This window comes from [Mycobacterium] stephanolepidis (assembly GCF_002356335.1).
GTDB classification, from domain to species: domain Bacteria; phylum Actinomycetota; class Actinomycetes; order Mycobacteriales; family Mycobacteriaceae; genus Mycobacterium; species Mycobacterium stephanolepidis.
The window spans coordinates 2,575,461-2,599,832 of sequence record NZ_AP018165.1 but is presented as its reverse complement, the minus strand read 5'-3'; the positions used below and the strand labels follow the sequence as shown (position 1 = coordinate 2,599,832).

At 64.6% G+C, this 24,372-nt stretch carries 22 protein-coding genes and 1 pseudogene; 12 read left to right on the top strand and 11 right to left on the bottom strand.

Annotated elements, in window-relative coordinates:
• Nucleotides 1–3: 3 nt before the first annotated feature.
• Together glgX and MSTE_RS12870 are read right to left on the bottom strand one after the other, a co-directional pair.
• The gene (gene glgX, locus MSTE_RS12875; protein ID WP_096501719.1) at nt 4–2,145 is read right to left on the bottom strand and encodes a glycogen debranching protein GlgX; all 2,142 of its coding nucleotides are present in this window, start codon (nt 2,143–2,145) and stop codon (nt 4–6) included.
• A 39-nt stretch (nt 2,146–2,184) separates the two neighbouring features.
• The gene (locus tag MSTE_RS12870; RefSeq protein WP_096501717.1) at nt 2,185–4,365 is read right to left on the bottom strand and encodes an acyltransferase family protein; all 2,181 of its coding nucleotides are present in this window, start codon (nt 4,363–4,365) and stop codon (nt 2,185–2,187) included.
• A 122-nt stretch (nt 4,366–4,487) separates the two neighbouring features.
• Here MSTE_RS12870 and MSTE_RS12865 point away from each other — a divergent pair, with 122 nt between their 5' ends.
• Genes MSTE_RS12865 through bioD form a run of 3 tightly spaced genes read left to right on the top strand, consistent with a single transcriptional unit; the run spans nt 4,488 to nt 7,690 of the window.
• On the top strand, nt 4,488–5,810 hold the full coding sequence (locus MSTE_RS12865) for an adenosylmethionine--8-amino-7-oxononanoate transaminase (protein WP_162291638.1): 1,323 nt from the start codon (nt 4,488–4,490) through the stop codon (nt 5,808–5,810).
• A gap of 54 nt (nt 5,811–5,864) precedes the next feature.
• Nucleotides 5,865–7,010, top strand: a complete 1,146-nt coding sequence (locus tag MSTE_RS12860) for an 8-amino-7-oxononanoate synthase (protein ID WP_096501713.1) — start codon at nt 5,865–5,867, stop codon at nt 7,008–7,010.
• Nucleotides 7,007–7,690: a dethiobiotin synthase gene (gene bioD / locus MSTE_RS12855; RefSeq protein WP_096501711.1), complete on the top strand. Its 684-nt coding sequence runs from the start codon at nt 7,007–7,009 to the stop codon at nt 7,688–7,690. The genes MSTE_RS12860 and bioD overlap by 4 nt, the downstream gene beginning before the upstream one ends.
• Here the strand turns inward: bioD and MSTE_RS12850 are convergent.
• Nucleotides 7,683–8,324, bottom strand: a complete 642-nt coding sequence (locus MSTE_RS12850) for a TetR/AcrR family transcriptional regulator C-terminal domain-containing protein (RefSeq protein ID WP_096501709.1) — start codon at nt 8,322–8,324, stop codon at nt 7,683–7,685. The two genes, bioD and MSTE_RS12850, sit on opposite strands and share 8 nt — an antisense overlap.
• Nucleotides 8,325–8,385: 61 nt before the next feature.
• Here MSTE_RS12850 and bioB point away from each other — a divergent pair, with 61 nt between their 5' ends.
• Genes bioB through MSTE_RS12835 form a run of 3 tightly spaced genes read left to right on the top strand, consistent with a single transcriptional unit; the run spans nt 8,386 to nt 10,411 of the window.
• Complete coding sequence (gene bioB, locus MSTE_RS12845) at nt 8,386–9,420, top strand: biotin synthase BioB (RefSeq protein WP_046253801.1); 1,035 nt, start codon at nt 8,386–8,388, stop codon at nt 9,418–9,420.
• Entirely contained in the window at nt 9,417–9,665 is a 249-nt protein-coding gene (gene bsaP, locus MSTE_RS12840; protein ID WP_030093406.1) for a biotin synthase auxiliary protein BsaP, read from the top strand. Before bioB ends, bsaP begins: the two co-directional genes overlap by 4 nt.
• Entirely contained in the window at nt 9,662–10,411 is a 750-nt protein-coding gene (locus tag MSTE_RS12835) for a DUF2567 domain-containing protein (protein ID WP_096501707.1), read from the top strand. The genes bsaP and MSTE_RS12835 overlap by 4 nt, the downstream gene beginning before the upstream one ends.
• Here MSTE_RS12835 and MSTE_RS12830 read toward each other — a convergent pair.
• Nucleotides 10,395–10,904, bottom strand: a pseudogene (locus tag MSTE_RS12830) (malate:quinone oxidoreductase); the annotation flags it as partial. The gene MSTE_RS12835 and the pseudogene MSTE_RS12830 sit on opposite strands and share 17 nt — an antisense overlap.
• Nucleotides 10,905–11,016: 112 nt before the next feature.
• The gene (locus tag MSTE_RS12825) at nt 11,017–12,240 is read right to left on the bottom strand and encodes an FAD-dependent monooxygenase (RefSeq protein WP_096501703.1); all 1,224 of its coding nucleotides are present in this window, start codon (nt 12,238–12,240) and stop codon (nt 11,017–11,019) included.
• Between the two features lie 81 nt (nt 12,241–12,321).
• Here MSTE_RS12825 and MSTE_RS12820 point away from each other — a divergent pair, with 81 nt between their 5' ends.
• Nucleotides 12,322–12,858, top strand: a complete 537-nt coding sequence (locus MSTE_RS12820) for a TetR/AcrR family transcriptional regulator (protein ID WP_096501701.1) — start codon at nt 12,322–12,324, stop codon at nt 12,856–12,858.
• A gap of 7 nt (nt 12,859–12,865) precedes the next feature.
• On the opposite strand, the gene MSTE_RS12815 is transcribed toward MSTE_RS12820, so the two are convergent.
• The gene (locus tag MSTE_RS12815) at nt 12,866–14,188 is read right to left on the bottom strand and encodes a lipase family protein (RefSeq protein WP_162291417.1); all 1,323 of its coding nucleotides are present in this window, start codon (nt 14,186–14,188) and stop codon (nt 12,866–12,868) included.
• A gap of 64 nt (nt 14,189–14,252) precedes the next feature.
• On the bottom strand, nt 14,253–14,972 hold the full coding sequence (locus tag MSTE_RS12810) for an NUDIX hydrolase (protein WP_096505823.1): 720 nt from the start codon (nt 14,970–14,972) through the stop codon (nt 14,253–14,255).
• An 83-nt stretch (nt 14,973–15,055) separates the two neighbouring features.
• Between MSTE_RS12810 and nadA the strand changes: the two genes are divergently transcribed.
• Genes nadA through nadC form a run of 3 tightly spaced genes read left to right on the top strand, consistent with a single transcriptional unit; the run spans nt 15,056 to nt 18,512 of the window.
• Nucleotides 15,056–16,084: a quinolinate synthase NadA gene (nadA, locus tag MSTE_RS12805; RefSeq protein ID WP_096501697.1), complete on the top strand. Its 1,029-nt coding sequence runs from the start codon at nt 15,056–15,058 to the stop codon at nt 16,082–16,084.
• Entirely contained in the window at nt 16,081–17,652 is a 1,572-nt protein-coding gene (locus tag MSTE_RS12800; RefSeq protein ID WP_096501695.1) for an L-aspartate oxidase, read from the top strand. The genes nadA and MSTE_RS12800 overlap by 4 nt, the downstream gene beginning before the upstream one ends.
• Complete coding sequence (gene nadC / locus MSTE_RS12795; protein ID WP_162291416.1) at nt 17,646–18,512, top strand: carboxylating nicotinate-nucleotide diphosphorylase; 867 nt, start codon at nt 17,646–17,648, stop codon at nt 18,510–18,512. The genes MSTE_RS12800 and nadC overlap by 7 nt, the downstream gene beginning before the upstream one ends.
• A 2-nt stretch (nt 18,513–18,514) precedes the next feature.
• On the opposite strand, the gene MSTE_RS12790 is transcribed toward nadC, so the two are convergent.
• Genes MSTE_RS12790 through MSTE_RS12780 form a run of 3 tightly spaced genes read right to left on the bottom strand, consistent with a single transcriptional unit; the run spans nt 18,515 to nt 21,217 of the window.
• Nucleotides 18,515–19,549, bottom strand: a complete 1,035-nt coding sequence (locus tag MSTE_RS12790; protein ID WP_096501691.1) for an ABC transporter substrate-binding protein — start codon at nt 19,547–19,549, stop codon at nt 18,515–18,517.
• 2 nt (nt 19,550–19,551) lie between these two features.
• Nucleotides 19,552–20,418, bottom strand: a complete 867-nt coding sequence (locus MSTE_RS12785; RefSeq protein ID WP_231896873.1) for an ABC transporter permease — start codon at nt 20,416–20,418, stop codon at nt 19,552–19,554.
• Nucleotides 20,408–21,217 carry an ABC transporter ATP-binding protein gene (locus MSTE_RS12780; RefSeq protein WP_096505821.1) on the bottom strand — a complete coding sequence of 270 codons (810 nt, stop codon included), beginning with the start codon at nt 21,215–21,217 and terminating at the stop codon, nt 20,408–20,410. The genes MSTE_RS12785 and MSTE_RS12780 overlap by 11 nt, the downstream gene beginning before the upstream one ends.
• A 140-nt stretch (nt 21,218–21,357) precedes the next feature.
• Here MSTE_RS12780 and MSTE_RS12775 point away from each other — a divergent pair, with 140 nt between their 5' ends.
• A complete protein-coding gene (locus tag MSTE_RS12775; protein WP_193442021.1) occupies nt 21,358–23,040 on the top strand; it encodes a sensor histidine kinase in 1,683 nt (560 codons plus the stop codon).
• Nucleotides 23,037–23,702, top strand: a complete 666-nt coding sequence (locus MSTE_RS12770; protein ID WP_096501687.1) for a response regulator — start codon at nt 23,037–23,039, stop codon at nt 23,700–23,702. The genes MSTE_RS12775 and MSTE_RS12770 overlap by 4 nt, the downstream gene beginning before the upstream one ends.
• Here the strand turns inward: MSTE_RS12770 and MSTE_RS12765 are convergent.
• Nucleotides 23,686–24,333 (bottom strand): nitroreductase, encoded by a 648-nt coding sequence (locus MSTE_RS12765; protein ID WP_096501685.1) that lies wholly within the window; start codon nt 24,331–24,333, stop codon nt 23,686–23,688. The genes MSTE_RS12770 and MSTE_RS12765 overlap by 17 nt on opposite strands.
• Between the last annotated feature and the right edge of the window lie 39 nt (nt 24,334–24,372).

Sequence of the window (24,372 nt, the reverse complement as noted above, 5' to 3'; positions counted from 1 at the left end):
CGACTATCCGGTCTTGCGCAGTACTACCAGGGCGCGATCCTGGACACGCACGGCCTTGCCTGCGTCGACTATCGCCGAGCATTGTCCGTCGGGTTCGGCGGTGTCGAGGACTGCCGTCCACTGCCTCGCATAGTCGCCGTCGGGTGTCACGAAATCCAGCGGCTCGTCATAGGCGTTGAAACACAGCAGGAACGAGTCACCGGACACGCGTTCGCCGCGTGCGTTGGGTTCGGGGATCGCATCGCCGTTGAGGAAGACGGCCAGACTCTTGCCGAAACCGCTGTCCCAGTCGGCGGTGGTCATTTCCTCGCCCGCGGGTGTCAGCCACGCGATGTCACGTACTTCCTCGCCCTCGCGGATCGGTCGTCCGGCGAAGAAGCGGCGGCGGCGGAATACCGGGTGCTGTTTACGCAGCGCGATCACCGTCCTGGCGAATTGCAGCAGGTCGGAATTTGTCGCAGCCAGCTCCCAGTCCATCCAGGACAGCGTCGAATCCTGGCAATACACGTTGTTATTGCCCTGCTGGGTGCGGCCGATCTCGTCGCCGTGCGAGAGCATCGGCGTGCCCTGGCTCAGCACCAGAGTCGCGAAGATGTTGCGCATCTGACGGGCACGTAGCGCGAGAATCTCCGGATCATCGGTGGGGCCCTCCACACCGCAGTTCCACGAGCGGTTGTGGGTTTCCCCGTCCTTATTGTTCTCGCCGTTGGCCTCGTTGTGTTTTTCGTTGTACGAGACCAGGTCTCGTAGTGTGAAGCCGTCATGTGCGGTGACGAAGTTGATGCTCGCACTGGGGCGGCGCCCGGTTGCCTCGTAGAGATCTGAGGAGCCGGTGAGACGGGAGGCGAATTCGCCGAGGGTGGCGGGCTCTCCGCGCCAGTAATCGCGGACGGTGTCGCGAAACTTGCCGTTCCATTCGGTCCACAGGCCGGGGAAGTTGCCCACCTGGTATCCGCCCTCACCGATATCCCAGGGTTCGGCGATCAGTTTGACCTGACTGACGATCGGGTCTTGCTGCACCAGGTCGAAAAAGGCGGACAGGCGGTCGACGTCGTGCAACTCGCGGGCCAGGGTCGAGGCCAGGTCGAACCGGAATCCGTCGACATGCATTTCGGTGACCCAATAGCGCAGCGAGTCCATGATGAGCTGCAACGTGTGCGGGTGGCGAGCGTTGAGACTGTTCCCCGTCCCGGTGTAGTCGGTGTACCGCGCGAGGTTGTCATCGTTGAGTTTGTAGTAGGCGCGATTGTCGATACCGCGGAAGCTCAAGGTCGGACCGATGTGATCACCCTCGGCCGTGTGGTTGTAGACGACATCGAGGATGACCTCGATGCCCGCCTCGTGCAGAGCGCGAACCATGGCCTTGAACTCGGCGACGGCACCGCCCGCGTGCGGCGATGACGCGTACCCCGCATGCGGAGCCAAGAATCCGAAGGTGTTGTACCCCCAGTAGTTTCGCAATCCTAGTGCAATCAGCCGGCTGTCCTGGAAGAACTGGTGCACGGGCATCAATTCAATGGCGGTAACACCGAGGGAACGCAGGTGCTCGATCACGACGGGATGTGCCAGACCGGCGTAGGTGCCCCTGAGCTCCTCGGGGACTCCGGGATGTGTCTGTGTCATGCCCTTGACATGAGCCTCGTAGATGACCGTCTCGTGGTACGGGGTGCGTGGGCCACGATCCGAACCCCAGTCGAAGTAGGGGTTGATGACCACGGAGGTCATGGTGTGGCCCAGCGAGTCGCGCGCGACGAGTGCCTCGGTGTCCAGTGGATCGGTCTGGTACGAGAGCAGCGGCGGATCCGCCTCGGGGGTATAGCCGAACTCACCGTGAAAGGCCTTGCCGTACGGGTCGAGCAGCAGCTTGTTCGGGTCGCAGCGGTGCCCGGCCTCAGGCTCCCAGGGCCCGTGCACCCGGAATCCGTAACGCTGGCCGGGGGAGATGGTTGGCAGATAGCAGTGCCACACGTACCCGTCGACCTCGTCGAGTGGCACTCGGGTTTCTGTGCCGTCCTTGGCGATCAGGCACAGTTCTACGGCCGTGGCGACCTCGGAGAACAGCGAGAAGTTGGTGCCGGCTCCGTCATAGGTGGCGCCCAGCGGATACGGGTTACCCGGCCATACCTGAAGTGGTGGCAGGGTCATAGTGATAGACCCTATCGGTCTACGCCGGGATCGCGCGCCTCACTTGCCCGGCGGGGTCGTTCGCCACCAACCGGTTGCGAGGGTGATCTGGCGCCCCAGCTCCTTGGTCATGGTGCGCATATAGGTCGCCGAGATGTGGTGAGAATCGTGATACACCAACACGTTTCCCTCAACTACGCGACATTTGTCAGAGCGGCACACGGCCTTGGTCATGTCGAGGATCTTGAGCAGTGGGAACTGGTTCGCGATGGCGAGCGTGGGATTCACATCGTCGAGCGCGCGGTTGCGATCCATGGCGCACGAATCGGAGTTTCCACCCGCCGAAATGCAGTCGGCGGCGGTGTAGGTGGTGCCGTCCTTGTCGATCAGCCAGGGCGTGTCGCGCATTCCGAGAACGGGAATGCCCGCCTCATCGAACGCCGACCAGATACCCAGGTAGCTGTCGGGCATCACATCGCCGGTGCCGAGGGCGGAGCGGGGGCGGGTCGTGGTGGTGAAGACGTAGTCGGGATGTTCCTTGATCAACCGCGCCATCACCTCGTCGACCCATTTCTTGCAGTCGGGGTACGGATCGTTGGACCCGGCGATGCGGGGGACCTCTTCGGTACTGAGCGGGCAACCCATCTTGAGATAGGTGGTGATCTTGAAGTTGTGTTGGCGCCCCAGGATGTCGAGCGCGGTGATCCAATGTTCGGCATGTGACCCACCGGCCAGTGCGATGGTTCGCGTGGCGTGCGGATTGCCGTAGTTACAGGTGATCACCGCGCGATTGCGGAAGTCGCTGATGCATTCCTGCTCAGTGGTGATGGGCAGGTCGTCGGAGGCCTCCAGGGTGGTGGGCCGCATCGGTAGATCGGGGACCCGATCGCCGTAGAGCAGGGCTCCGGCACCCGGGTAGTCCCGTGGACGCAGGCCGGAAAGCTCCTTGCCGTTGGACCGCTGCACCGTGACATGTTCGAGCCAGGTGAACGAGGTGGCGGTCAGCGCGACCGCCATCAACACGATGGAGGTCCCGAGCGCCAAGGTGGGGCGCCGCAGCCTGGTCCACAGCGTGGAGGGCTTGGCAACCGGTCGGGGGTATCGCAGGGGAGTCTCGACGTATTTGTTGGTCAGGTAGGCCAACGCCAGGGATATGCCGAGGATGGCGGCACCTTCCCACAGCGAGACCTTGGGCTGGCCGCTGTAGACCAGCCAGTAGACCAGCAGCGGCCAGTGCCACAGATAAAGGGAGTAGGCCAGCGATCCCAGCTCGACCAGCGGCCTGGTGGCCAGGAACCGGTTGGCCGCCGGTTGTGGGGTCTCTGTGGGCAGATTCGCCGCCGACAAGATGAGGACGAGTGTGGCGACGACGGGCACGAGGGCCAGCGGGCCCGGGAACTCCCGCACGCCGTTGATGAGCGCGCCGCAGGACAGGATCGTCGCGAGGGCCGCGATGCTCAGGATCTGGCGAAGCCACATCGGCCAGCGGGTTCCCGCCACCAGCGCGCCTACCAGCACGCCGAGCAGCAACTCCCAGGCCCGCGCGAACGTGTTGTAGTAGGCAATCGACTGGAAGTCGAGATGAGCGTAGATCGCGTACCCGAACGATGCGGCGGCCAGCACTCCGATCACGGCCACCAGGACGGTGCGAATGTGCCGGCCGAGGGGTTGGCGCAGCATAACTGCCAGCAGATACACCAACGCCAGGAAACCCACGTAGAACTGTCCCTGAACGGACATCGACCAGAGGTGCTGGAGCGGGCTGACCGACTCGCTGGCCGCCAGATAGTCGGCGGCCGTGTTGGCCAGCTCCCAGTTCTGGTAGTAGCCCAGGCTGGCCAGACTCTGCTCGGCGAACGTCTCCCACCGGGTCTCGGGTTGCACTAGAATGGTGAGTACGGCACAGGCCGCCAGCACCAGAACCAGCGCGGGGAGCAACCGCCGGACCAGTCGCTTCAACACCGGCACCGGATTGAGCGAGGCTCCCTGTGTGGTCGCTGTGCGAAGTAGCTTGCTGCCGTAGAAAAAGCCCGAAAGGGTTAAGAAAACGTCAACTCCACCCGACACCCTGCCGAACCACACGTGAAACACCGCGACCAGAAAAATCGCGATTCCACGCAATCCGTCGAGGTCGTAGCGATAAAACCCCTTGCCGCTCTTGGGTTTTGGGGTGGCGTCCATCGCCGCGGTGCTGGGCACCTCGGGATCAGTCATGGGCTTGGTTGCTGAGACGAAGAACATTTTCGCCCCCAATGTACCCATGGTTGCCGAGAGTCTCCGCAGGTGCGCGCCAACGGCGTGTGCGTACGAGGCGAATGTCTCCGTAGTGAGGGTTTGTGACAGGCTCGACGACTGTGCCGAGGTTGACACCCGATGAAGTCGGAGCCATCGATGCCGCGCATGTGTGGCATCCGTACAGCAGGATCGGTGATCCCGATACGACCCAGCGGCCGCTGGTGGTCACCAGCGCGAGCGGACCACATATCACTGTGGTGCGTGAGGGCCGACCGGTCGAGGTGCTCGACGCGATGAGCTCATGGTGGTCGTGCATTCACGGCCACGGCCATCCCGCGCTGGACCGTGCGGTGACCGAACAGGTGGCCTCGATGAGTCACGTCATGTTCGGTGGGCTCACCCACGAACCCGCCGCGCGCCTCGCCCAACTGCTGGTGGAGCTGACTCCGCCTGGCCTGGAAACGGTGTTCTTCTGCGACTCCGGATCGGTATCGGTGGAAGTGGCGATCAAGATGGCGCTGCAGTACTGGCGCAGTCTGGGGCTGCCCGCCAAGCATCGCCTGATGACCTGGCGCGGGGGTTACCACGGCGACACCTTCGCCCCGATGAGCGTGTGCGATCCGGAAGGCGGCATGCACTCGCTGTGGACTGATGTGCTGGTCGAGCAGGTCTTCGCCGAGAAGGTTCCCAACGCGTACGACGACGAGTACACGCGGCGTTTTGAAGCGGAGCTGACCGAGCATGCCGCCGAACTGGCGGCCGTCATCGTCGAGCCGGTGGTTCAGGGTGCCGGCGGAATGCGGTTCCACGATCCGCGTTATCTGACAGAGCTGCGCGCCATGTGCGACCGGCACGGTGTGCTGCTGATCTTCGACGAGATCGCGACAGGGTTCGGGCGCACCGGTGAACTGTTTGCGGCCGACCATGCCGGGATCAGCCCCGACATCATGTGTGTGGGCAAGGCGATGACCGGTGGCTATGTGACCCTGGCCGCCACGCTGTGTACCGCGAAGATCGCACGCACCATCAGCGACGGTGCGGCGGGCGCGCTCATGCACGGCCCGACCTTCATGGCCAACCCGTTGGCCTGCGCGGTGGCGGTCGCCTCGATAGAACTACTGCAATCAGGGGAGTGGAAATCGCGGGTCGCGGCGATATCCGAGGGCCTGCGCAGCGGACTGGCGCCCGCCGCTGATCTCGATGGGGTTGCCGATGTGCGGGTGTGCGGTGCGATCGGGGTGATTGACATGCAACTGCCCTTGGGTGAGCACGCCATGCGGGCCGCCACCGATGCGGCGCTCGACGCCGGGGTGTGGCTGCGGCCGTTCCGGACCTTGATCTACACGATGCCGCCGTACATCTGCAGCGAGGACGAGATACACCGGATTACCGATGCGATGGTGCGTGCGGCGACCGCGGTGGGGGCCGCATCGCCGGGCCGAACGCCGTGACGGGAGCTTCCACGCGTGCGCTAACCTGAACACCGTTCAGGAGAGGAGGCGTCGGTGGTCGAGGCATCATCACCGCTTGCCTGGCTGGGTGAGGTAGAGCGTCAACGGGAAACCGCCGGACTGCGTCGGCGTCTACGTACCCGCAGTGCTGCAGAACCCGAGATCGACCTGGCGTCCAACGACTACCTGGGCCTGGCACGACACCCGAAGGTGATCGAGGCCGGCGTCGAAGCCCTGCGGATGTGGGGTGCGGGCTCCACCGGTTCGCGCCTTGTCACCGGCAACACCGAGCTGCATGAAGAGCTTGAGCGCGAGCTCGCCGACTTCATGGGCACCCAGTCGGCATTGGTCTTCTCCTCGGGCTACACCGCCAATCTCGGTGCGGTGGTTGCACTTTCCGGTCCGGGAACGCTTGTTGTCTCCGATGCACGCACCCACGCCTCGCTGATCGATGCCTGCCGCCTGTCGAGGGCGCGCGTTGTGGTGACCCCCTATCGCGATACGCAGGCAGTGGCTGCGGCCCTGGCGCAACGTCCCGAGGAACGCGCACTTGTCCTTACCGATGCGGTCTTCAGTGCCGATGGCGCGCTCGCACCGCTGACCGACCTGTACGGGGTCTGCCGTAGTCACGGCGCGGTGCTGTTGGTGGACGAGGCACACGGGTTGGGCGTACGCGGAGCCGGTGGTCGCGGGCTGGTCTCCGAAGTCGATCTTGCCGGTCGTGAGGATCTCGTCGTCACCGTCACGCTTTCCAAGGCCCTCGGTAGCCAGGGTGGGGCCGTGTTGGGCTCCGAGGCTGTCCGCGCACATCTGATCGATGCTGCGCGACCGTTCATCTTCGACACCGGTCTGGCTCCGGCGGCGGTTGGGTCAGCGCTGGCGGCACTGCGCCTGATGGCTGTCGAACCGGAACGGGTACACGCCGTCCTCGAGCATGCGGCCACGCTTGGTCAGTGGTGCGGCTTGGCGGATAGGCCCGAATCTGCGGTGGTGCCGGTGGTGTTGGGAGACCCCACGGTCGCGTTCAACGCCGCCAGGGCATGCCTGGAGCAGGGCGTCCGGGTGGGCTGCTTCCGCCCGCCGTCGGTCCCCGAAGGTCAGTCGCTGCTGCGTCTGACAGCACGCGCTTCTCTGACCGATGCCGATATGAATCGGGTGCGTGAGGTGCTCGCTGGCGTATTGGCGCTGGCCCGCCGATGACAGTTCTCCTGGTCACCGGAACATCGACCGGGGTGGGCAAGACGGTGGCCACGGCGGCTCTGGCCGCGGCCGCGGTGAGCCAAGGCATTGAGGTGACGGTGTGTAAACCGGTGCAGACCGGCGAGGACCGTGACGCCGACGAGGTTGCCCGACTGTCCGGGGTGACGCGAGTCGAGACCTTGGCGCGTTATCCGGAACCGCTGGCCCCGGTGGCGGCGGCCTCGCGGGCGGGCCTTCGCCTGCTGGACCACGTGCAGATGGCCACGGCAATATTCGCTCTCGACCGCCCCGGAGCGTTGACGCTGGTTGAAGGCGCGGGTGGCCTGCTCGTGGAGTTGGCCGCCGGGGGGAAGACCCTGCGCGATCTGGCGATTGTTCTGGACGCACCGGTGCTGGTGGTGACCACCGCTGACCTGGGCACGCTCAACCACACCGCGCTCACGCTGGAAGCACTGGAGGCGCAGTCAGTGCCCTGTGCCGGCCTGGTGATGGGGAGTTTCCCGGCAGAGCCAGACCTGCCGCAGCGGCTCAACCGTGAGGATCTGGCGAACCAGTTCAAGACGCCGGTGCGCGCGGTGATTCCGGAGGGCGCCGGACGGCTGATGCCCGCGGTCTTCGCCGAGATGAGCGTTGCGCTCTTCGACCCCCAGTGGGTCCGGGAGCTGGTCGCCTCTAACTGATCGAGCTGGACTGGCGGGCCAACTGGCCGATGCCATCCACAAGAAGACGCACCCCAAAACCGAACTGCGCGGTGGGGTCCGTCAGCCCTGCACCGTCGGCGAGGAACGACTGGCCGTCTTGTAGCGCACCGGCCGAATCCCACTGCAGCCGAGACTGCTCGTCGGCGACATAACCCAAGACGTAGTAGACGATGCTGCGGGCGGCCAGGGCGGCGGGCACCGCGCCCAATCCAGAGGTGACGGCGGCCTCGGCCAAGCGGTTCACCACCGTGATCATGTGGGAGGTCTGGCCGGAGGCGAAGCTCGCCGACACCAACTCCGCTCCGTCCTTGTGGGATAACAGAGCGTCACGCAGGGCGGCACACAGGAATTCGACGCGCTGCTGCCAGGACACATCGCGACAATCGGATTCGGCCAAGGGCGCCAGCACGTGATCGGCGACCGCGCCGAGCAGCTGCTGCTTGTTCGCGAAGTGCCAGTACAGCGCGCTCGGCGCGATATCGAGTTCACGAGCCAGCCGGCGCATCGTGAGGTCAGCGATCCCGTAGTCGTCGAGAATCGCGGTGGCCCGGCGTACCAGGTCGTATCGGTTCAGCGGGGCGGCGCGCCCCTTGTTTGGCTCGGTGATGGCCATACTCTAACCTGAACACCGTTCAGGATTGAGTATCAGGTTTGGACCTAGTGAGGAGCGCTGCGTGACTCAGGCAGCCGAAGCAACGACCGCGGGCGATACGGATCGCGACATACTGGCTACCGCCCGTGAGCAGGTGCTCGAGCAGGGGGTGGGCCTGACCCAGGATCAGGTACTGCGCGTGCTCCAGCTCCCCGATGATCGCCTTGAGGAGCTGCTCGCCCTCGCGCATGAGGTCCGGATGCAGTGGTGCGGCCCCGAGGTAGAGGTCGAGGGCATCATCAGCCTCAAGACCGGTGGCTGCCCCGAGGACTGCCATTTCTGCTCGCAGTCCGGTTTGTTCGCTTCTCCGGTACGCAGTGCGTGGCTCGATATCCCGAGCCTGGTCGAGGCCGCTAAGCAGACCGCGAAGTCCGGCGCCACCGAGTTCTGCATCGTGGCCGCGGTTCGTGGCCCGGACGAGCGCTTGCTGGCGCAGGTCGCAGCCGGTATCGAGGCCATTCGCAACGAGGTCGACATCCAGATCGCGTGCTCGCTGGGCATGCTGACCCAGGAGCAGGTGGATCGCCTCTCGGCGATGGGCGTGCACCGCTACAACCACAATCTCGAAACAGCCAAATCGCACTTCCCGAACGTGGTCACCACGCACAGCTGGGAGGAGCGCTGGGACACCCTTCGGATGGTTCGCGAGGCGGGCATGGAGGTCTGCTGCGGCGGCATCCTCGGTATGGGTGAGACGCTCGAGCAGCGCGCCGAATTCGCCGCCAATCTTGCCGAACTGGAACCCGATGAGGTTCCGTTGAACTTCCTGAACCCGCGCCCCGGAACGCCTTTCGGCGATCTCGAGGTACTCCCGGCCGCTGACGCGCTGCGCGCCGTTGCCGCGTTCCGCCTCGCACTGCCGCGCACCATGCTGCGCTTCGCAGGCGGTCGCGAGATCACCCTGGGTGACCTGGGTGCCAAGCAGGGCATCCTGGGCGGCATCAATGCCGTCATCGTCGGCAACTATCTGACGACACTGGGCCGTCCGGCCGAGGCAGACCTGGAACTGCTCGTCGATCTGCAGATGCCGATCAAGGCACTCAACAGCAGCCTGTGACCAATAGCCTGTACGTGATGGGCACAGAACCGGTGGCCGCCGGTAAGTACAACGTGTACACCGGCGAATCAATGGACGGGTTGACTGGTCTGGTCATGCCGACGGCGGCACAGTTGGGCTTGGAGCCCCCGCGTTTTTGCGCGGCGTGCGGGCGGCGGATGATCGTGCAGGTGCGCCCGGATGGTTGGCACGCGAAGTGTTCGCGGCATGGTGAGGCGGACTCCAAGCAGCTTGAGCAGCGATGAGCGCTAGCGAAGAGCCGCAGGTACCGATGAGCGCTGGCGAAGAGCCGCAGGTACCGATGAGCGCTGGCGAAGAACCCGCAGTGCCTGCGACTGTCGCCTCGCCGGTCGTGGATCAGGCTGTCGCGCCACGTTTTTCACACGTGAAGGCGGCCGCGGTGGTGTTCGGCGTTCTTAGCGCCGCAGGAGTGTTGGTAGGGGCGCTATGGAGCACCATCGCACCGGGTGCGCACGGCGCCATCGCCGATACTCGTGACAACGGCCGCGTGTTTGTTCACCTGGGTAATCAGGCCGACAATTTCTTTATCGCGACCACGCTGCTGACGGGGATGTCGGCGGTGGTTGCGGTGGTCGTATCCGCCGCGGCCTGGCAGTGGCGGGCGCACCGGGGCCCGATGATGGTGGGCGCGATCGCCCTGGGGGCACTGGCAGGCTCGGCGCTCGCGGCCGGTGTCGGGGCCGCATTGGTCCGGTGGCGTTATGGCGTACTGGATATCGCGGGTGCTCAGCTCGACGAGGGTCATCGGATCAAGTACGTCGTTGAGGCTCCGGCTGTCTTCTACGGTCACACGCCTGCTCAGATCGCCGTCACGCTGGCGCTCGCTCCGTGTTTGGCGGCGGTCACGTACATGTTCTGTGTGGTGGCGTGTGTGCGTGACGATCTCGATGCCTGGCCACCGGTGACTGGCCCGCTGTACCGGGTGCCGTCGACCGTCCCGCCGGTCGACGGAGTCAACTCGACGGCCTAGTTTCGTCGAGGCCCAGCGCGCGTGCGGTTGCCCGCGTGGAGTCGGTGACGGCCGCCGCATCCCAGACGGGTTCTGCGGCAGCCGGGATCGCGCCCAACATCGTCGTGTGCCACGACGTGTGCCATCGCTCGGGGAAGCAGCGCTGGAGGGCGTCGAGCATGATCGGGACGGCTGTGGACGCACCGGGAGAGGCGCCAAGTAGTCCGGAGATGGTGTGATCCGCGCTGACCACCAGTTCGGTGCCTTGCTGGAGTACGCCCACGCGCCGGCGATCGGGTGTGATGAGTTGTGCCCGTTGACCTGCCGGGACAAATTCCCAATCGCCGGGTTCGGCGGTGGGGTAGTAGCGGCGCAACTGAGCGAATCGTTGGCGGGGGCCCGCCGCCAACTGGGTGATCAGGTATCCGATCAGTGAAAGATTCTGGACGAGCGCGGCCGCGATCACATGTACGTTGTGCCAGCGCAGTGTGGTGAAGAAATCGATCCATCGGCCGGTGCTCACGTGTGAATGGGCCACCGCAACGAGGTGGCGTCGGCTAGCAACACGACGGCCGCTATGCCCAATGATGTTCTGGCGCTTCCCGATCCAGATCGTATTCGATGTGCTACGGGCGGACCATTCCCTGGTAGTCGCGGATGGCGAAGGTATCGTGGATGTTCAGCGCGCGTGCCGCGACAAGCCGGGAGGCGACGCGTGCCAATGGCGTCGGCAAATGACCAAGGATTCGTGCGCCGTGAATGAGAGTCCACAGCCCGACACGGCTCTTGGGAACCAAGGTGCCCGACGCGGTCAGGGCCAGTTGACGGCTGCGGCGTACGTACTCGCCCAGCGCCGCTTCGCAGGCGGGGTAGGCGCGGGTGTGATCGCCTGCTGCGGCCGCGATTTCCCCGGCGAGCACATATGCCCCGACCACCGCCAGGCTGGTGCTTCCTCCCACTGCAGGGCCCGGACAGTATCCGGCGTCACCGACGAGCGTGATCCGGCCCTTTGACCAGGTATCCATGCGCAGCTGGGTGATGGAGTCCATGTAGAACGCGTCGGTTACGTCGACCTGTGCCAGCATCCGTGGCACCTCCCAGCCGAAGTCCGCGAACGCCTCGCGCAATAGCTGCTTCTGCCGTGGTACATCCCGGTGGTGGTACTGAAGTGGTGCTCGTGGGCGGAATAGGAAGAACGCGCGCGCATCTGGGAGCGGCGCGGCGCTGTAGATGCCCGCCATCCGGTTGACCCGCGGGAACATCAGGGCGCGGTCGTGGAGATCTAGGTAGTTGGGTATCGAGGCGACCGCAAGATACTCGCCCAGCCAATGCGAATAGCCGGACTCGGGACCGAACACCAGGTTGCGCACATTCGAGTGCAATCCGTCCGCGCCGATGACGAGTTCGAATCGCCGTTCGGGGCCCTGCTCGAAGGTGACGTGAACACCGGTGTCGTCATCGGTGAGCGTGGTGATCGAGTCGCCGAAGATGTACTCGGCGGTGGAGGAGCTGGTTTCATACAGGATCTCGCTGAGATCGTCGCGCATGATCTCGACATGGCGCTGCGACACGGCCGAGAAGATGAGCGCCTCGGGGAGGTCCACCAGGTCGGGCTTGCCCTCGCGATGGATGGATAGGAGGTCGGTGCCGACCTTACGGGCCTCGATCCTCTCAAGAGCACCCATCTTCTCCACGATGTCCATCGCGGGTTTGAACAAGTCGACGGCGTGCCCCCCGGATTTGCGTGGAGCCGGTGAGCGCTCGACCACTGTGACGTCAAATCCATAGTGCGCCAGCCAGTAAGCCAGCGTGGGGCCTGCGACGCTCGCGCCAGAAATGAGAACTCGCATCTCCGCTTCCTTACTTAACGCTCGGTAAGTAAACCCAGCATACTGCTTACCGACCGGAAAGTCAGGGACTATTATCGGAAGATGGCTCCCGAAGCTCCCGTCACGATCAATACCAGGGAACGCATCCAAGCGGTCGCGCGAGATCTCTTCGCGGAGCAAGGGTTGCGCAACACCAGCCTGCGAGACATAGCGGACCGGCTGGATATCACCAAGCCCGCTCTCTACTATCACTTTTCGTCGCGGGACGACCTGGTACGGAGCATCGTGCAGCCGATGGTGGACGACTTGGAGGCGTTTTTGGCCACCGGCGGATCACGGGACGCTCGCCAACTATTGGAGGACTACTTCGACGTGCTGTGGGCTCATCGCGTGGTGATGGGCATCATCGTGCGTGACCTGGCCACATTGGGACAGATCGAATTGGGCGAGTGGATGATCGAATGGCGGCGTAACCTGATCAGACTTCTGGCGGGCGCCAAACCCTCACCGGTACAGATGATCCGGGCGACAGTCGCCCTCGGCGGATTGTCCGACTGCACCATCGAGTACGCGGGCCGAACACGTACGCAAGTCAAGAAGACTGCGGTAGAGGCCGCCCTTGCCGCGCTGAACAGCTGAGCCTTCTCTACAGAGGACGTCCGCCCAGTACCTTGGCGCTCACCCAGCCGAGCTTGAGCAGGCCCAAGTAGGTGGAGGGCTTCAACGCCAGCGGCCAGCTTGTTCGGCGCGGCTCCGTTCCCAGATCTTCACCGTCGAACCGTGCACGCAGCCATGCCATCGACATGGGTGCGGACATCGGGTGCAGCAGCAGGTGCTCGTTGAGCAAGTCGCGGTGGTAGGCGACATGGGCACCGCCGCCGCGATAGGTATCGGCGAGCTCGTCGATACACGACGTCGAGATGATCTGGTCGTGCACGGCCTGGACGATGAGGAGTGGAGGGGTGGGGACGGTCTTTCCGAGCTTGATGCTCTCGAAGACGTGTTGCACCTCAGGGGTCTCGAGGAGCTGATCTAGCGGCTGGTCCACCAGATCGTCCATGTCTTTGAAGGCCATGGCCACGATGGCCCGCAAGGTTGGCATGTCTTCGAGCCGCCCGAGGAACTCCTTGCCGCTGGGCGTCGCATGCTCCTCGATCACCCGCTCAAGGCCGGGGTACACGTGTGCGAGGGCGGCGACGACGAGGCCGGGCAGCGCGGCGAACAGCCCGCCATTGAGGCGACGGAAGGTATGCCCCAGGTCGCCCACGGGAGAACCGAGCACCGCACCCGCGATATCGAGCTCGGGTGCGTACTCGGCACTGACCTCTGCCGCCCAGGCGGTGGCAAGCCCTCCGCCGGAGTACCCCCACAGTCCGATGGGCGCGCGTCGGGACAGTCCGAGGCGCTCACAGTCGAGCGCCGCCCGAATTCCGTCGAGCGTCCGATACCCGGGGTCCTCCGGCGCACCCCAGATCCCATCGACACCCTCGTGATCGGGTATGGAGACGGCCCAGCCGTGGGCGAGCAGTGCCGCGATCAGAAGTAGTTCGAGCTGCGTGAAGGAGCCGAGCGCGTGCGCACCACGTCGCAAGGCATAGGAGGGGAAGCAGCGATCGGTGACGGCGTCAATGGCGCATTGGTACGAAACGATCGGAATGGATGCCGCCGGATCGGTACCGGCGGGCGTGAGAACGGTGGTCACCGCCGCATCGGGGCGACGATTGAGGTCATTACTGCGGTAGAGCAGCTGCGTCGCGGTGAATCGCTGCGGGATCACGCCCAGGAACCCGATCTCGACATCGCGGGTGCGCAGCACGGTGCCGGGCACGGCGTGTTCGAATCCGCGGGGCGGGAGGTAGAACGGATCCTCGGTGGGCAGCAGCGGGCGCGCGCCGCGCTCGAGCTCCTGATGAGGCGGTTCGCCGATCCACTTGACGTCACCGGATATCGCCAGGTAGTGGGGTGCCATGCCTGAGCTCCCTTCAAGGTCCCCGGCATTCATACCCTAAGAAGACTCTAAGAGGCTAGTCCCGTCAGCCGGGAGGGCGTAGCGCAGCAAACTCGTCGGTGACTCGGTACCGGTCGTCGGTGAATCGGTAGAGCGCAGCGGGCCGGCCGCCACTGCGACCCGATCGCACGGTGGTCCCGGTTGGGGTGAGCACGCCGCGCCGCACCAACACGCGCTGGAGGTTGGTCGCGTCGACGGGATATCCCAGCGACGCACAGTAGATGTCACGGAGCGTGGAGAGTGTGAATTGCTGTGGTGCTAAGGCAAATCCGATGTTGGTGTAGGACATCTTGGCTATCAGGCGGGTATGCGCGTGCGCGACCATCACCTGATGGTCGAAGGCCATCGCGGGCAACGTGCTCACCCGGTGCCACTGGGTATCGGCGGGAAGCTCGGGGGTGGCGGGGAAGGGGACGAGTCCGAGGAAGGTTGAGGCGATGGTCCGCGGACCGGGAACACGCCCCGGTGCAGAAAACACGGCCAGCTGTTCGAGGTGTGCCAACTCACGCACATCCACCTTTTCGGCGAGCTGCCGGCGGATGGAGGAGGGGAGGTCCTCGTCGGCGCGGACCTGGCCGCCGGGGAGCGCCCACGCGCCGCGGTGCGGTTCGAGCGCGCGCTGCCACAGCAACACGGCGAGTTCAGGAGTGGATGTGGGGCCATTCGCGCTGGTTGTGCTGTCTTCGAAGTGACGTACTTGGAACACCACGGCTAACACCTCGTGCTCGGTGCTAGTATGGACCATGTTTTCGATCATAAGTCGAAAACCTCGGTCGACCAAACGCAGCCCGAAGGCTGATCGAGAACCAAGGGCGCGAGGAGGCGGCCATGACGGCAGCTGACGTCGTACTTGACGGCGTGATCGACGGCCCAGGTGGGTACACCGGGGTGGAGGGCGATGCCCGTTGGGCCGAGCAAGTACGTCGGCTGGCCAAGCAGCGTGGCGCCACATTGCTTGCGCACAACTACCAGCTTCCCGCCATCCAGGACGTCGCGGACCATGTCGGAGATTCTCTGGCGCTCTCCCGTATCGCCGCGGAGGCGCCCGAGGACACCATCGTCTTCTGCGGTGTTCACTTCATGGCCGAGACTGCCAAGATTCTCAGTCCGGACAAGACGGTGCTCATCCCGGATCAACGCGCAGGCTGCTCGCTGGCCGATTCCATCACCGCAGAGGAACTGCGCGACTGGAAGGCCGAGTTTCCCGACGCCGTGGTGGTCTCTTACGTCAACACCACCGCGGCCGTGAAGGCGCTCACCGACATCTGCTGCACCTCCTCGAACGCTGTCGACGTCGTCGCGTCGATCGACCCGGACCGTGAGGTCTTGTTCTGCCCCGACCAGTTCCTCGGCGCTCACGTCAAGCGCGTGACAGGTCGTCAGAACATGCAGATCTGGGCGGGCGAGTGCCACGTGCACGCCGGAATCAACGGCGAAGAACTCGCCGGACAGGCGCGTTCACACCCGGACGCCGAGCTGTTCGTCCATCCCGAATGCGGATGCGCGACATCGGCGCTCTACCTGGCGGGCGAGGGTGCCGTCCCCGACGACCGGGTGAAGATCCTCTCCACCGGCGGCATGCTGGACGCGGCCCGTGAAACGCGGGCGAGAGAGGTATTGGTGGCCACGGAAGTAGGCATGCTCCATCAGCTGCGCAAGGCGGCTCCAGACGTGAACTTCCTGGCAGTCAACGACCGTGCCTCGTGCACGTACATGAAGATGATCACCCCCGCGGCCATGCTGCGCTGCCTTGTCGAGGGCCGCGATGAGGTGCATGTGGACCTGGACACCGCGCGGCTGGCTCGGCGCAGTGTGCAGCGGATGATCGAGATCGGACAGCCCGGCGGCGGAGAATGACGCTGCCGGCGGGGACCACCTGGGCTGCCGATGCCGATGTGGTTGTCGTCGGTGCGGGTGTAGCTGGATTGGCGGCGGCGCTCGCAGCACACCGCCTCGGCCGAAAGGTCGTGGTGCTCAGCAAGGTTGGAGCGACTGCGACGCATTTCGCTCAAGGCGGTATCGCGGTGGTGCTTCCCGATACGGACGATTCGGTCCAGGCGCACGTCCAGGACACGCTGACCGCAGGGGCCGGGCTGTGTGACGTGGACGCGGTGCGCTCCATCGTGTCCGACGGTTACCGCGCGGTGCGCGATCTGGTGGCTGACGGTGCCCGATTCGACGAAACACGTTCTGGACAATGGGCGTTGACGCGTGAGGGTGGACACGGGACCCGTCGGATCATTCACGCGGGCGGCGATGCGACCGGCGCGGAGGTACAGCGGGCACTCGATCACGCCGCGGCGACATTGGACATCCGGCGCAGCCACGTGGTGCATGACATTCTCATGGGGCCCGACGGTGTGGGCGGTGTGCTCGTGAAGAACGATGACGGTGTGGGCGTCATTCACACCGGGGCCGTGATTCTTGCCACCGGCGGTCTCGGACACCTGTACTCGGCGACCACCAATCCGGCGGGCTCCACCGGCGACGGGATCGCACTGGCCTTACGCGCGGGTGCTCCGGTAGCCGATATCGAGTTCATCCAGTTTCACCCGACCATGCTGCATAGTCCCGGGGCCACCGGCTGCCGTCCTCTCATCAGTGAGGCGGTCCGCGGCGAAGGTGCCGTTCTTGTTGATAAACAGGGAGATTCGGTGACCGCCGGGGTGCATCCGATGGGTGATCTGGCACCGCGTGATGTAGTGGCCGGAGCGATCGCCCGGCGGCTGCGCGAGACTGGAGATCAGTGCGTCTACCTCGACGCACGCGTGATCGGCAACTTCGCGAGCCGATTCCCGACCATCACCGCTGCGTGCGTCGCGGCGGGCATTGATCCGGCGGCCCAGCTCATCCCGGTCGTTCCGGGTGCGCATTACAGCTGCGGCGGCGTTGTCACCGATCCGTACGGCCAGACTGAGATTGCCGGATTGTTCGCCGCCGGCGAGGTTGCTCGTACCGGCATGCATGGGGCAAACAGGCTGGCTTCCAACAGTTTGTTGGAAGGCCTCGTGGTGGGCAGGCGTGCGGGGGAGGCGGCTGCCGGCGTGGTCGGTCGGTCGCCCATCGTCACGGATCGTGATCGTGTGCAGTCTCGCCTCGAACGTCGACGACTTCAGGCGGCGATGACTCGCTGGGGGTCCGTGCTGCGTGACGCGAACGGGCTCAAGCTACTTGATGAGGAGTTGCGATCATGTGTCCCAACGCAGTCCGATTCGAGCAGCATGACTCCACATGACGTGGAAGATGCTGCGCTCACCTTGACCGCCGCCGCTGTGGTGAAGGCGGCTGCTGCACGCGCCGAATCCAGGGGCTGCCACGGCCGCTCGGATTGGCCGGACACCGATCCAGAGTTTGCCGTGAGCCTCCCGGTGCGCCGCGATGCTGACGGATGCGAAGTTGCGCTACCGTCAGGGGTGCCATGTTGACCGAAACATTCACGGAAACCGAACTCGCCGAGGCGCGTTCGCTAGTAACGCGTGCTCTTGAAGAAGACCTCCGCTATGGACCCGACATCACGAGCCAGGCAACAGTGCCCGCCGACGCGGAGTGCACCGCCTCGATGGTGACACGATCGGGCGGAGTCATTGCCGGCGTTGACGTCGCCCTCATCGTTCTCGACGAGGTTGTGGGCGTGGGGAATTATCGTGTAGAGAATCGTCTCTCCGACGGCGCGCGCGTGGGCACCGGAACGCCACTGCTCACCGTCACCGCCCCCACACGCGATCTGCTCACTGCCGAGCGCACCATGCTGAACCTGGTGTGTCACCTCTCCGGAATCGCGACCACCACCGCTGCCTGGGTGGATGCTGTCGACGGAACAGGCGCGCAGATTCGCGATACCCGCAAAACCCTTCCGGGACTGCGACTCCTGCAGAAGTATGCGGTGCGTGCCGGGGGTGGTGTGAACCACCGCCTCGGTCTGGGTGACGCCGCGCTCATCAAGGACAATCACGTGGTGGCCGCCGGATCGGTGGTGGCCGCGTTGCGGGCGGTCCGTGAGGCCGCCCCGAACATCGAGTGCGAGGTGGAGGTGGACTCGCTCGAACAGCTGGACGAGGTCATCGCCGAGGGGGCAGAGCTTGTCCTTCTCGACAACTTTCCCGTCTGGCAGACGCAGGTGGCCGCGCAGCGTCGTGATGCACGTGCTCCGCAGCTCAAACTGGAGTCCTCCGGTGGGCTTTCGCTGGAAACCGCTGCCGCGTACGCCAAGACGGGTGTCGACTACCTTGCGGTGGGTGCGCTGACGCACTCCGCCCGAGTCCTCGACATCGGTTTGGATATGTAGCGTCAATCCCGCAGTGCGGCCCGCGCGAACTCGGTCGTGTAGGTGGCGGTGATGTCGATACGTTGCTTCACGGGCGCCACATTCTTGGAGTACATCCCGAGGATGCGCAAGGCATTCTGGGCGCCTTCGGGTTTCATCAACCCGTCGCCGTTGAACATTCCGATGGAGTCGGCGATCGACTGCAGGTAGAGGTCTTTGTTTCCGCCCGCGTATTGGGGTGGCATCTGGTCCGCGATCTGTGCTGGGGAGTGCTGTTTGATCCACCGCAGGGTCTGGACGAACGCCGTGACGAGCTTCTGCACGATGTCGGGATGCGCCTTCACCGTGTCGCACCGCATGTAGAGCGAGGTCGACGGATACAAGCCGCCGAGAGCCCGGCGTGTTCCGGCTTCGGTACGCATGTCGACGAGGACCTTGGCCTGGCCCGCGTTCACCATCTGCGCGACCGTCGGATCCGTGGTCATGCCGGCATCGATGCCGTCATGGTTCATTCCGGCGATGAATGTTTGGCCCGCACCGACTTTGACCCGGTTGTAGTCGGCGGTGTTCAGTCCGGCCTGACCTGCCAGGGCCTGTGTCAGGAAGTCTGTGGATGACCCCAACGATGTGACTCCGAGGTTCTTGCCACGGAAGTCGGCGGGGGATGAGACGGTCGCGGTGTCCCTGGCGGACACCAGCTCCACCTCCCCTGGAACGTCTGCCATCTGAACCACCGAGGTGATGCATTGCTCCTTGGCCTGCAGGTCAATGGTGTGGTCGTAGAACCCGACAACCGCCTGCACGTCGCCGGTGAGCAGCGCGGTCTCTGCGGTGGCGCCGGACTGCTCGCTGAGCAGTGTCACGTCGATGTCGTTGTTCGTGAAGTGGCCGAGCTGTTGGGTGAGCATCGCCGGTAGATAGATGATCTTCTCGAGGCCGCCCACCATTATCGTGACCTGCGGTCTGCCGTTGGCCATCGGGATGTGCCGAGAGTCGCGGCATCCCGCGGCCAGGAGTACAGCGATGACGAGAACGAAGGCGAGTACAAGTTTTCTCATTACTACACCCCATGGCCCGAACTGGATTGCGTGGGGCGCCATTTCAGCAGCCGGGATTCGGCGATACCGATAACCCATTCGGCGAGCAGGGCGACGACCGTGATGATGATCATGCCCGCGTAGATGCCCGCGGAGTCGAAGGTGCCCTGGGCATTGCTGATCAACAGGCCCAATCCCTTGCTGGCTCCAGCGTATTCACCGACGACGGCCCCGATCAGGGCGAATCCGAATGCGGTGTGCAGGCTCGACAGAATCCAGCTTGTCGCGCTGGGGAGCACGATCGAGGTAAGGATGCGACTGGGGCCGGCACCGAGGATCCGGGCATTGTTGATCACATTTCCGTCGACCTCACGGGCACCGGTGAATGCGTTGAAGAACACCGCGAAGAACACCAGAACCACCACGGTGGCCACCTTGGAGCTCAGCCCGAGGCCGAACCAGATGATGAACAGCGATGCCAATACGATGCGCGGAACGGCGTTGAGCGCCTTGATGAACGGCGCCAATACCTCCGACCAAGAGCGGCTACGGCCCAGCAGCACGCCCAGTGTCACACCCGCGACAGTGCCGATCGCAAACCCCAGGACGGCCTCTTGCACGGTGGTGAAGATCTGCAGCCATATCGAGCCGAACTGGGTGCCGACGGTGAACCACTCAACCAATCGATCCCAGATCAGTGAGGGTTTCGAGTAGAAGAAGGGGTCCAGCCAGACCGAGGCAGCCAGCTCCCACGAGGCCAGCCACACCACCACCAACAGGGTCCGCAACCCCCAGACACGAATCTGGCTGCGGCGCTTGGTGTGGCGGGCGCGCTGGAGGATGTCCTCCTCGCTTTCGGACACCGGATGAATGAGCAGACTATGCGACACGAGACTCTCCCTTCGCGCGAGCGGCCTCGACCTGATCGCGCAGTGTTTCCCAGATTTCGCGGTAGATGGTCCGGAATTCGTCGGTGAGTCTGACCTCTTCGACATCGCGGGGACGCGGGAGGGTGACGGGAAAGTCGCCACACACGGTGGCGGGGCTTGCGGTCATCACCACCACTCGGTCGGCCAGCGCGATCGCCTCTTCGAGGTCGTGGGTGACGAAGATGACCGCCGCTCCGGTGCCTGACCACACCCGCAGCAGTTCGTCCTGCATGAGCTGGCGGGTCTGCACATCAAGGGCGCTGAATGGCTCATCCATCAGCAGAATCTCGGGTTCGTTGACGAGGGTCTGGGCCAGCGCCACACGCTTGCGCATCCCGCCGGAGAGCTGATGCGGATAGTACCTCTCGAACCCGGCCAGGCCGACAGTCCGAACCCACGTCGCTGCCTTCGTGCGTGCCGCGTCCTTGCTCGCGCCGCGATAGATCGGACCCAGGGCGACATTGTCGATGACGTTCTTCCACGGCAGGACCGCGTCCTGCTGGAACATGTAGCCCACTCCTGCGGGGATATCGGACACGTCCTCGCCGCGCACCAGCACACGGCCGGCCGATGGCGGTTCAAGTCCGGACACGAGGGACAAGGTGGTCGACTTGCCGCATCCTGTGGGTCCGACGACTGCGACAAACTCCCCGGCGCCGATGTCGATGTTCAGATCTCGGACCGCGGTGTGGATACCGTCGCCTCGATTGGAGGGGAACCGTTTGGTTGCACCCTGAAGTTCGATGAGTGGAAGCGTCATTGCCTTCTCCTTCGCTAGCCGACGGTGACTGAACATAAGTGGTGGGCGTCACAGATTTCTGCTTGTGCGCACTACCCGCGCAAATCGCGGATTTCGTCAGTTTTGCGCATTCTGCGCACGGCCTGCCTACGCTCAGGCACATGGGTTCCGGGAAGCGCACTGCGCTGCGATTGCGCACGCAGGTGCTTCTCCTACAGGTCGCTGTCATTTTTCTGGCGTTGGGGTTGGCGTTCGCAGTACTCGCCGCGGTGGGTGATCGGCGGCTGTCCTCCGAGTACGGCCAGCGGGCGTTGGCGATCGCGGGAACAGTGGCGGCCATGCCGGAGGTGCGGGCCCGGGTTACCGAGTACGCGCAGGGCACGCTCACTCCGGGACCGAACCTCACCGACGAGCTCTCCGATGGGCCGCTGCAACACATCGCCGCCGCGGTGCTGGAACGCAGTGACGCGCTGTTCGTGGTGATCACCGATGAGCATGGAATCCGACTGGCGCACCCCACACAGGAGCGACTGGGTCATCCCGTCAGCACCGACCCGTCCGGGGCTCTTGCCGGACGAGATGTCGTCGTCGAGGAAACCGGGACGTTGGGAGGCTCCGTGCGGGCCAAAGTGCCAATACGGCAGCCTGGTTCATCGACCGTGGTGGGGGAGGTCAGTGTCGGAGTGTCGACCACCGCCGTGCGCGACAGATTGTTCTCGGATCTGAGGATCGCGGGATGGATCGTCGGTGTTGCATTTCTGTTCGGAATCGGCGGCTCGGTGTTGTTGGCTCGCCGGTGGCGAAGTCTCACTCTGGGCCTGGAGCCCGCCGAGCTGGCCGAGCTGGTGAGAGAACAAGCGGCGGTTTTACACGGTATCGGCGAGGGTGTTCTCGCCGTAGACGTCGACGGGCGAACGACAGTTGTCAACGATGAAGCGAGACGTCTGCTGGGGCTTGATGATGTGACGGGGCGCCATGTCAGTGATATCGGTTTGACCCCAAGGATTCTCGCGACACTTCGGGAGATGTCGGCGGCGCCGGTTCTGGCGACGGTGGAAGACCGGGTTGTTGTGGTGACTGCGCGGAGGGTGACCCGAGCCGGCCGTGAGCTGGGCGCGGTGCTCACCGTGCGCGACCGAACGGATGTCGAATCCTTGACTCGGCAGCTGGATGCGGTGCAGTCGATGAGCACCGTACTGCGGGCGCAGCGACATGAGTTCGCGAACCGCTTGCACCTGTTGAGCGGGCTGGTGCATGGAAACCGGACGCAGGAGGCCGCCCGCTTCCTGGACGAGTTGCTCGGTACCGGCCCGCTGGGAGCAGCGCTTCCGGATATCGAGACGTTGGGCGATCCCTACCTTCAGGCCTTTGTCGCGGCGAAGACCGCGAACGCCCGTGAGGCGGGCGTCACGCTGACATTGGGTGACAACACCTGGGTATCGGGCACTCTCGTACATCCCGTCGATGTCACGACTGTGCTGGGCAATTTGATCGACAATGCGATCGATGCGGCACGTACCGGTGCCGACTCGCAACGTCGGGTCGAGGTCGGTGTGGTTCAGGATGGTTCTACGCTGCACATCAGTGTCGCCGACAGCGGTAACGGCGTTGCCGAATCGGTGGCGGATGATCTTTTCGCAGAAGGGATCTCGACTAAAGAGCACGCCGCAGTGCCGGGCGGCCGCGGAGTGGGCCTGGCGTTGTCGCGTCAGATCGCTCGCGGACTGGGCGGCGACGTGTGGCTGGCGGTGGCAGCGGGGGCAGGGCCAGGGCTCGCGGGTGCGGAATTCAGCGCGCGGATGCCATCGGTGATGACCCCGACCGACGGGAAGGACCCGGAATGAACGAAACCGACATAAAGGTGCTGATCGTCGACGATGACTTCCGCGTGGCCAATTTGCACGCCGGGATAGTCGATGCGGTACCGGGATTCACGGTCGTGGCGACGGTGAACAGCATCGGCGCCGCTCACGACGCGATGCGGTCGAACATTCTCGATCTCGCGCTGGTCGACGTGTACCTGCCGGACGGTTCCGGGATCGACTTCGTGCGCGAGTTGCGCTGCGATGCCATGGTCCTATCGGCAGCGGTCGACGGCGCCACGATCCGGCAGGCGCTGATCGCCGGTGCCGTGAGTTATTTGGTGAAGCCGTTCGCCAATGCCTCGCTGGTGGCGAGGCTGACCGCGTACGCCCGTTACCGCAAGATCCTGCACAGTGACGAGCTGAGCGCGGCCGAGGTGGACGCTGCGTTGGAGTCCCTGCGACCCAGTGTCGGTGTGCCGCGTGCTGCCGCGGCGTCGCCCACCAAACAGATCGTCCTACACGCGATTCGGGACGCGCGCGTGCCCATGTCTTCTGCGGAAGTTGCTCTGGCGGTGGGGATCTCACGTGCGACCGCGCAGCGCTACCTGGCCTCACTGGTGGGAAGTTCAGAGTTGCAGATGCGGTTGCGGTACGGCACCACCGGCCGTCCCGAACAGGAGTTCCTCATTCCAGGAACGTGACATTGGCGCTGACCGGGTCGCGCGGGGCGCGTACAGAATTCACCGGTGCGGCGGGATTCGCATAGCCAATGGACACCGCGCAGATCAGATTCAGGCTCTCGGGCAGATTGAGCACCGGCCGAATCGCTTCGGGAAACATGGCGGGAGCGACCTGCATGCACGAACTGATCCCGCGCGACTTAAGGGCCAGGGCAAGCGTCTGCAAGTACATGCCGACTCCGGCGATATCGGCCGGGCCCAGGCGTGAGTCCACGCCGACGATGGCGGCGGTGGGTGCCCCGAAGAACCTGAAGTTCCGCAGTCCGGCCTCGAAACGTGCCTCGGCATCGTCACGCTGGACGCCGAGTGCCCCGTAGACCTGGACGCCGACCGCGAACCGGCGGCCGTTGTACTCGTCGGGCAGCTCCATGCGATCCAGGCCGTTGGTGTGTACGCAGGCCACCAACGACTCGCTCAGGCGCTCGCGTATTGCGCCTTCGGCGATGACCACGCGCCACGGCTGGATGTTCGAGTTCGATGGCGCGTGCTGTGCCGTCTCCAGGGCGGCCATCAGAACATCGCGGGGGACCGGTGTCGATAAGAAATCACGGATCGAGGACCGGTCACGGACCAGCTGTTCGAAATCAGGCACGCCTCAGTATGGGCAGGGCCCACCAGAAATTCAACAGCT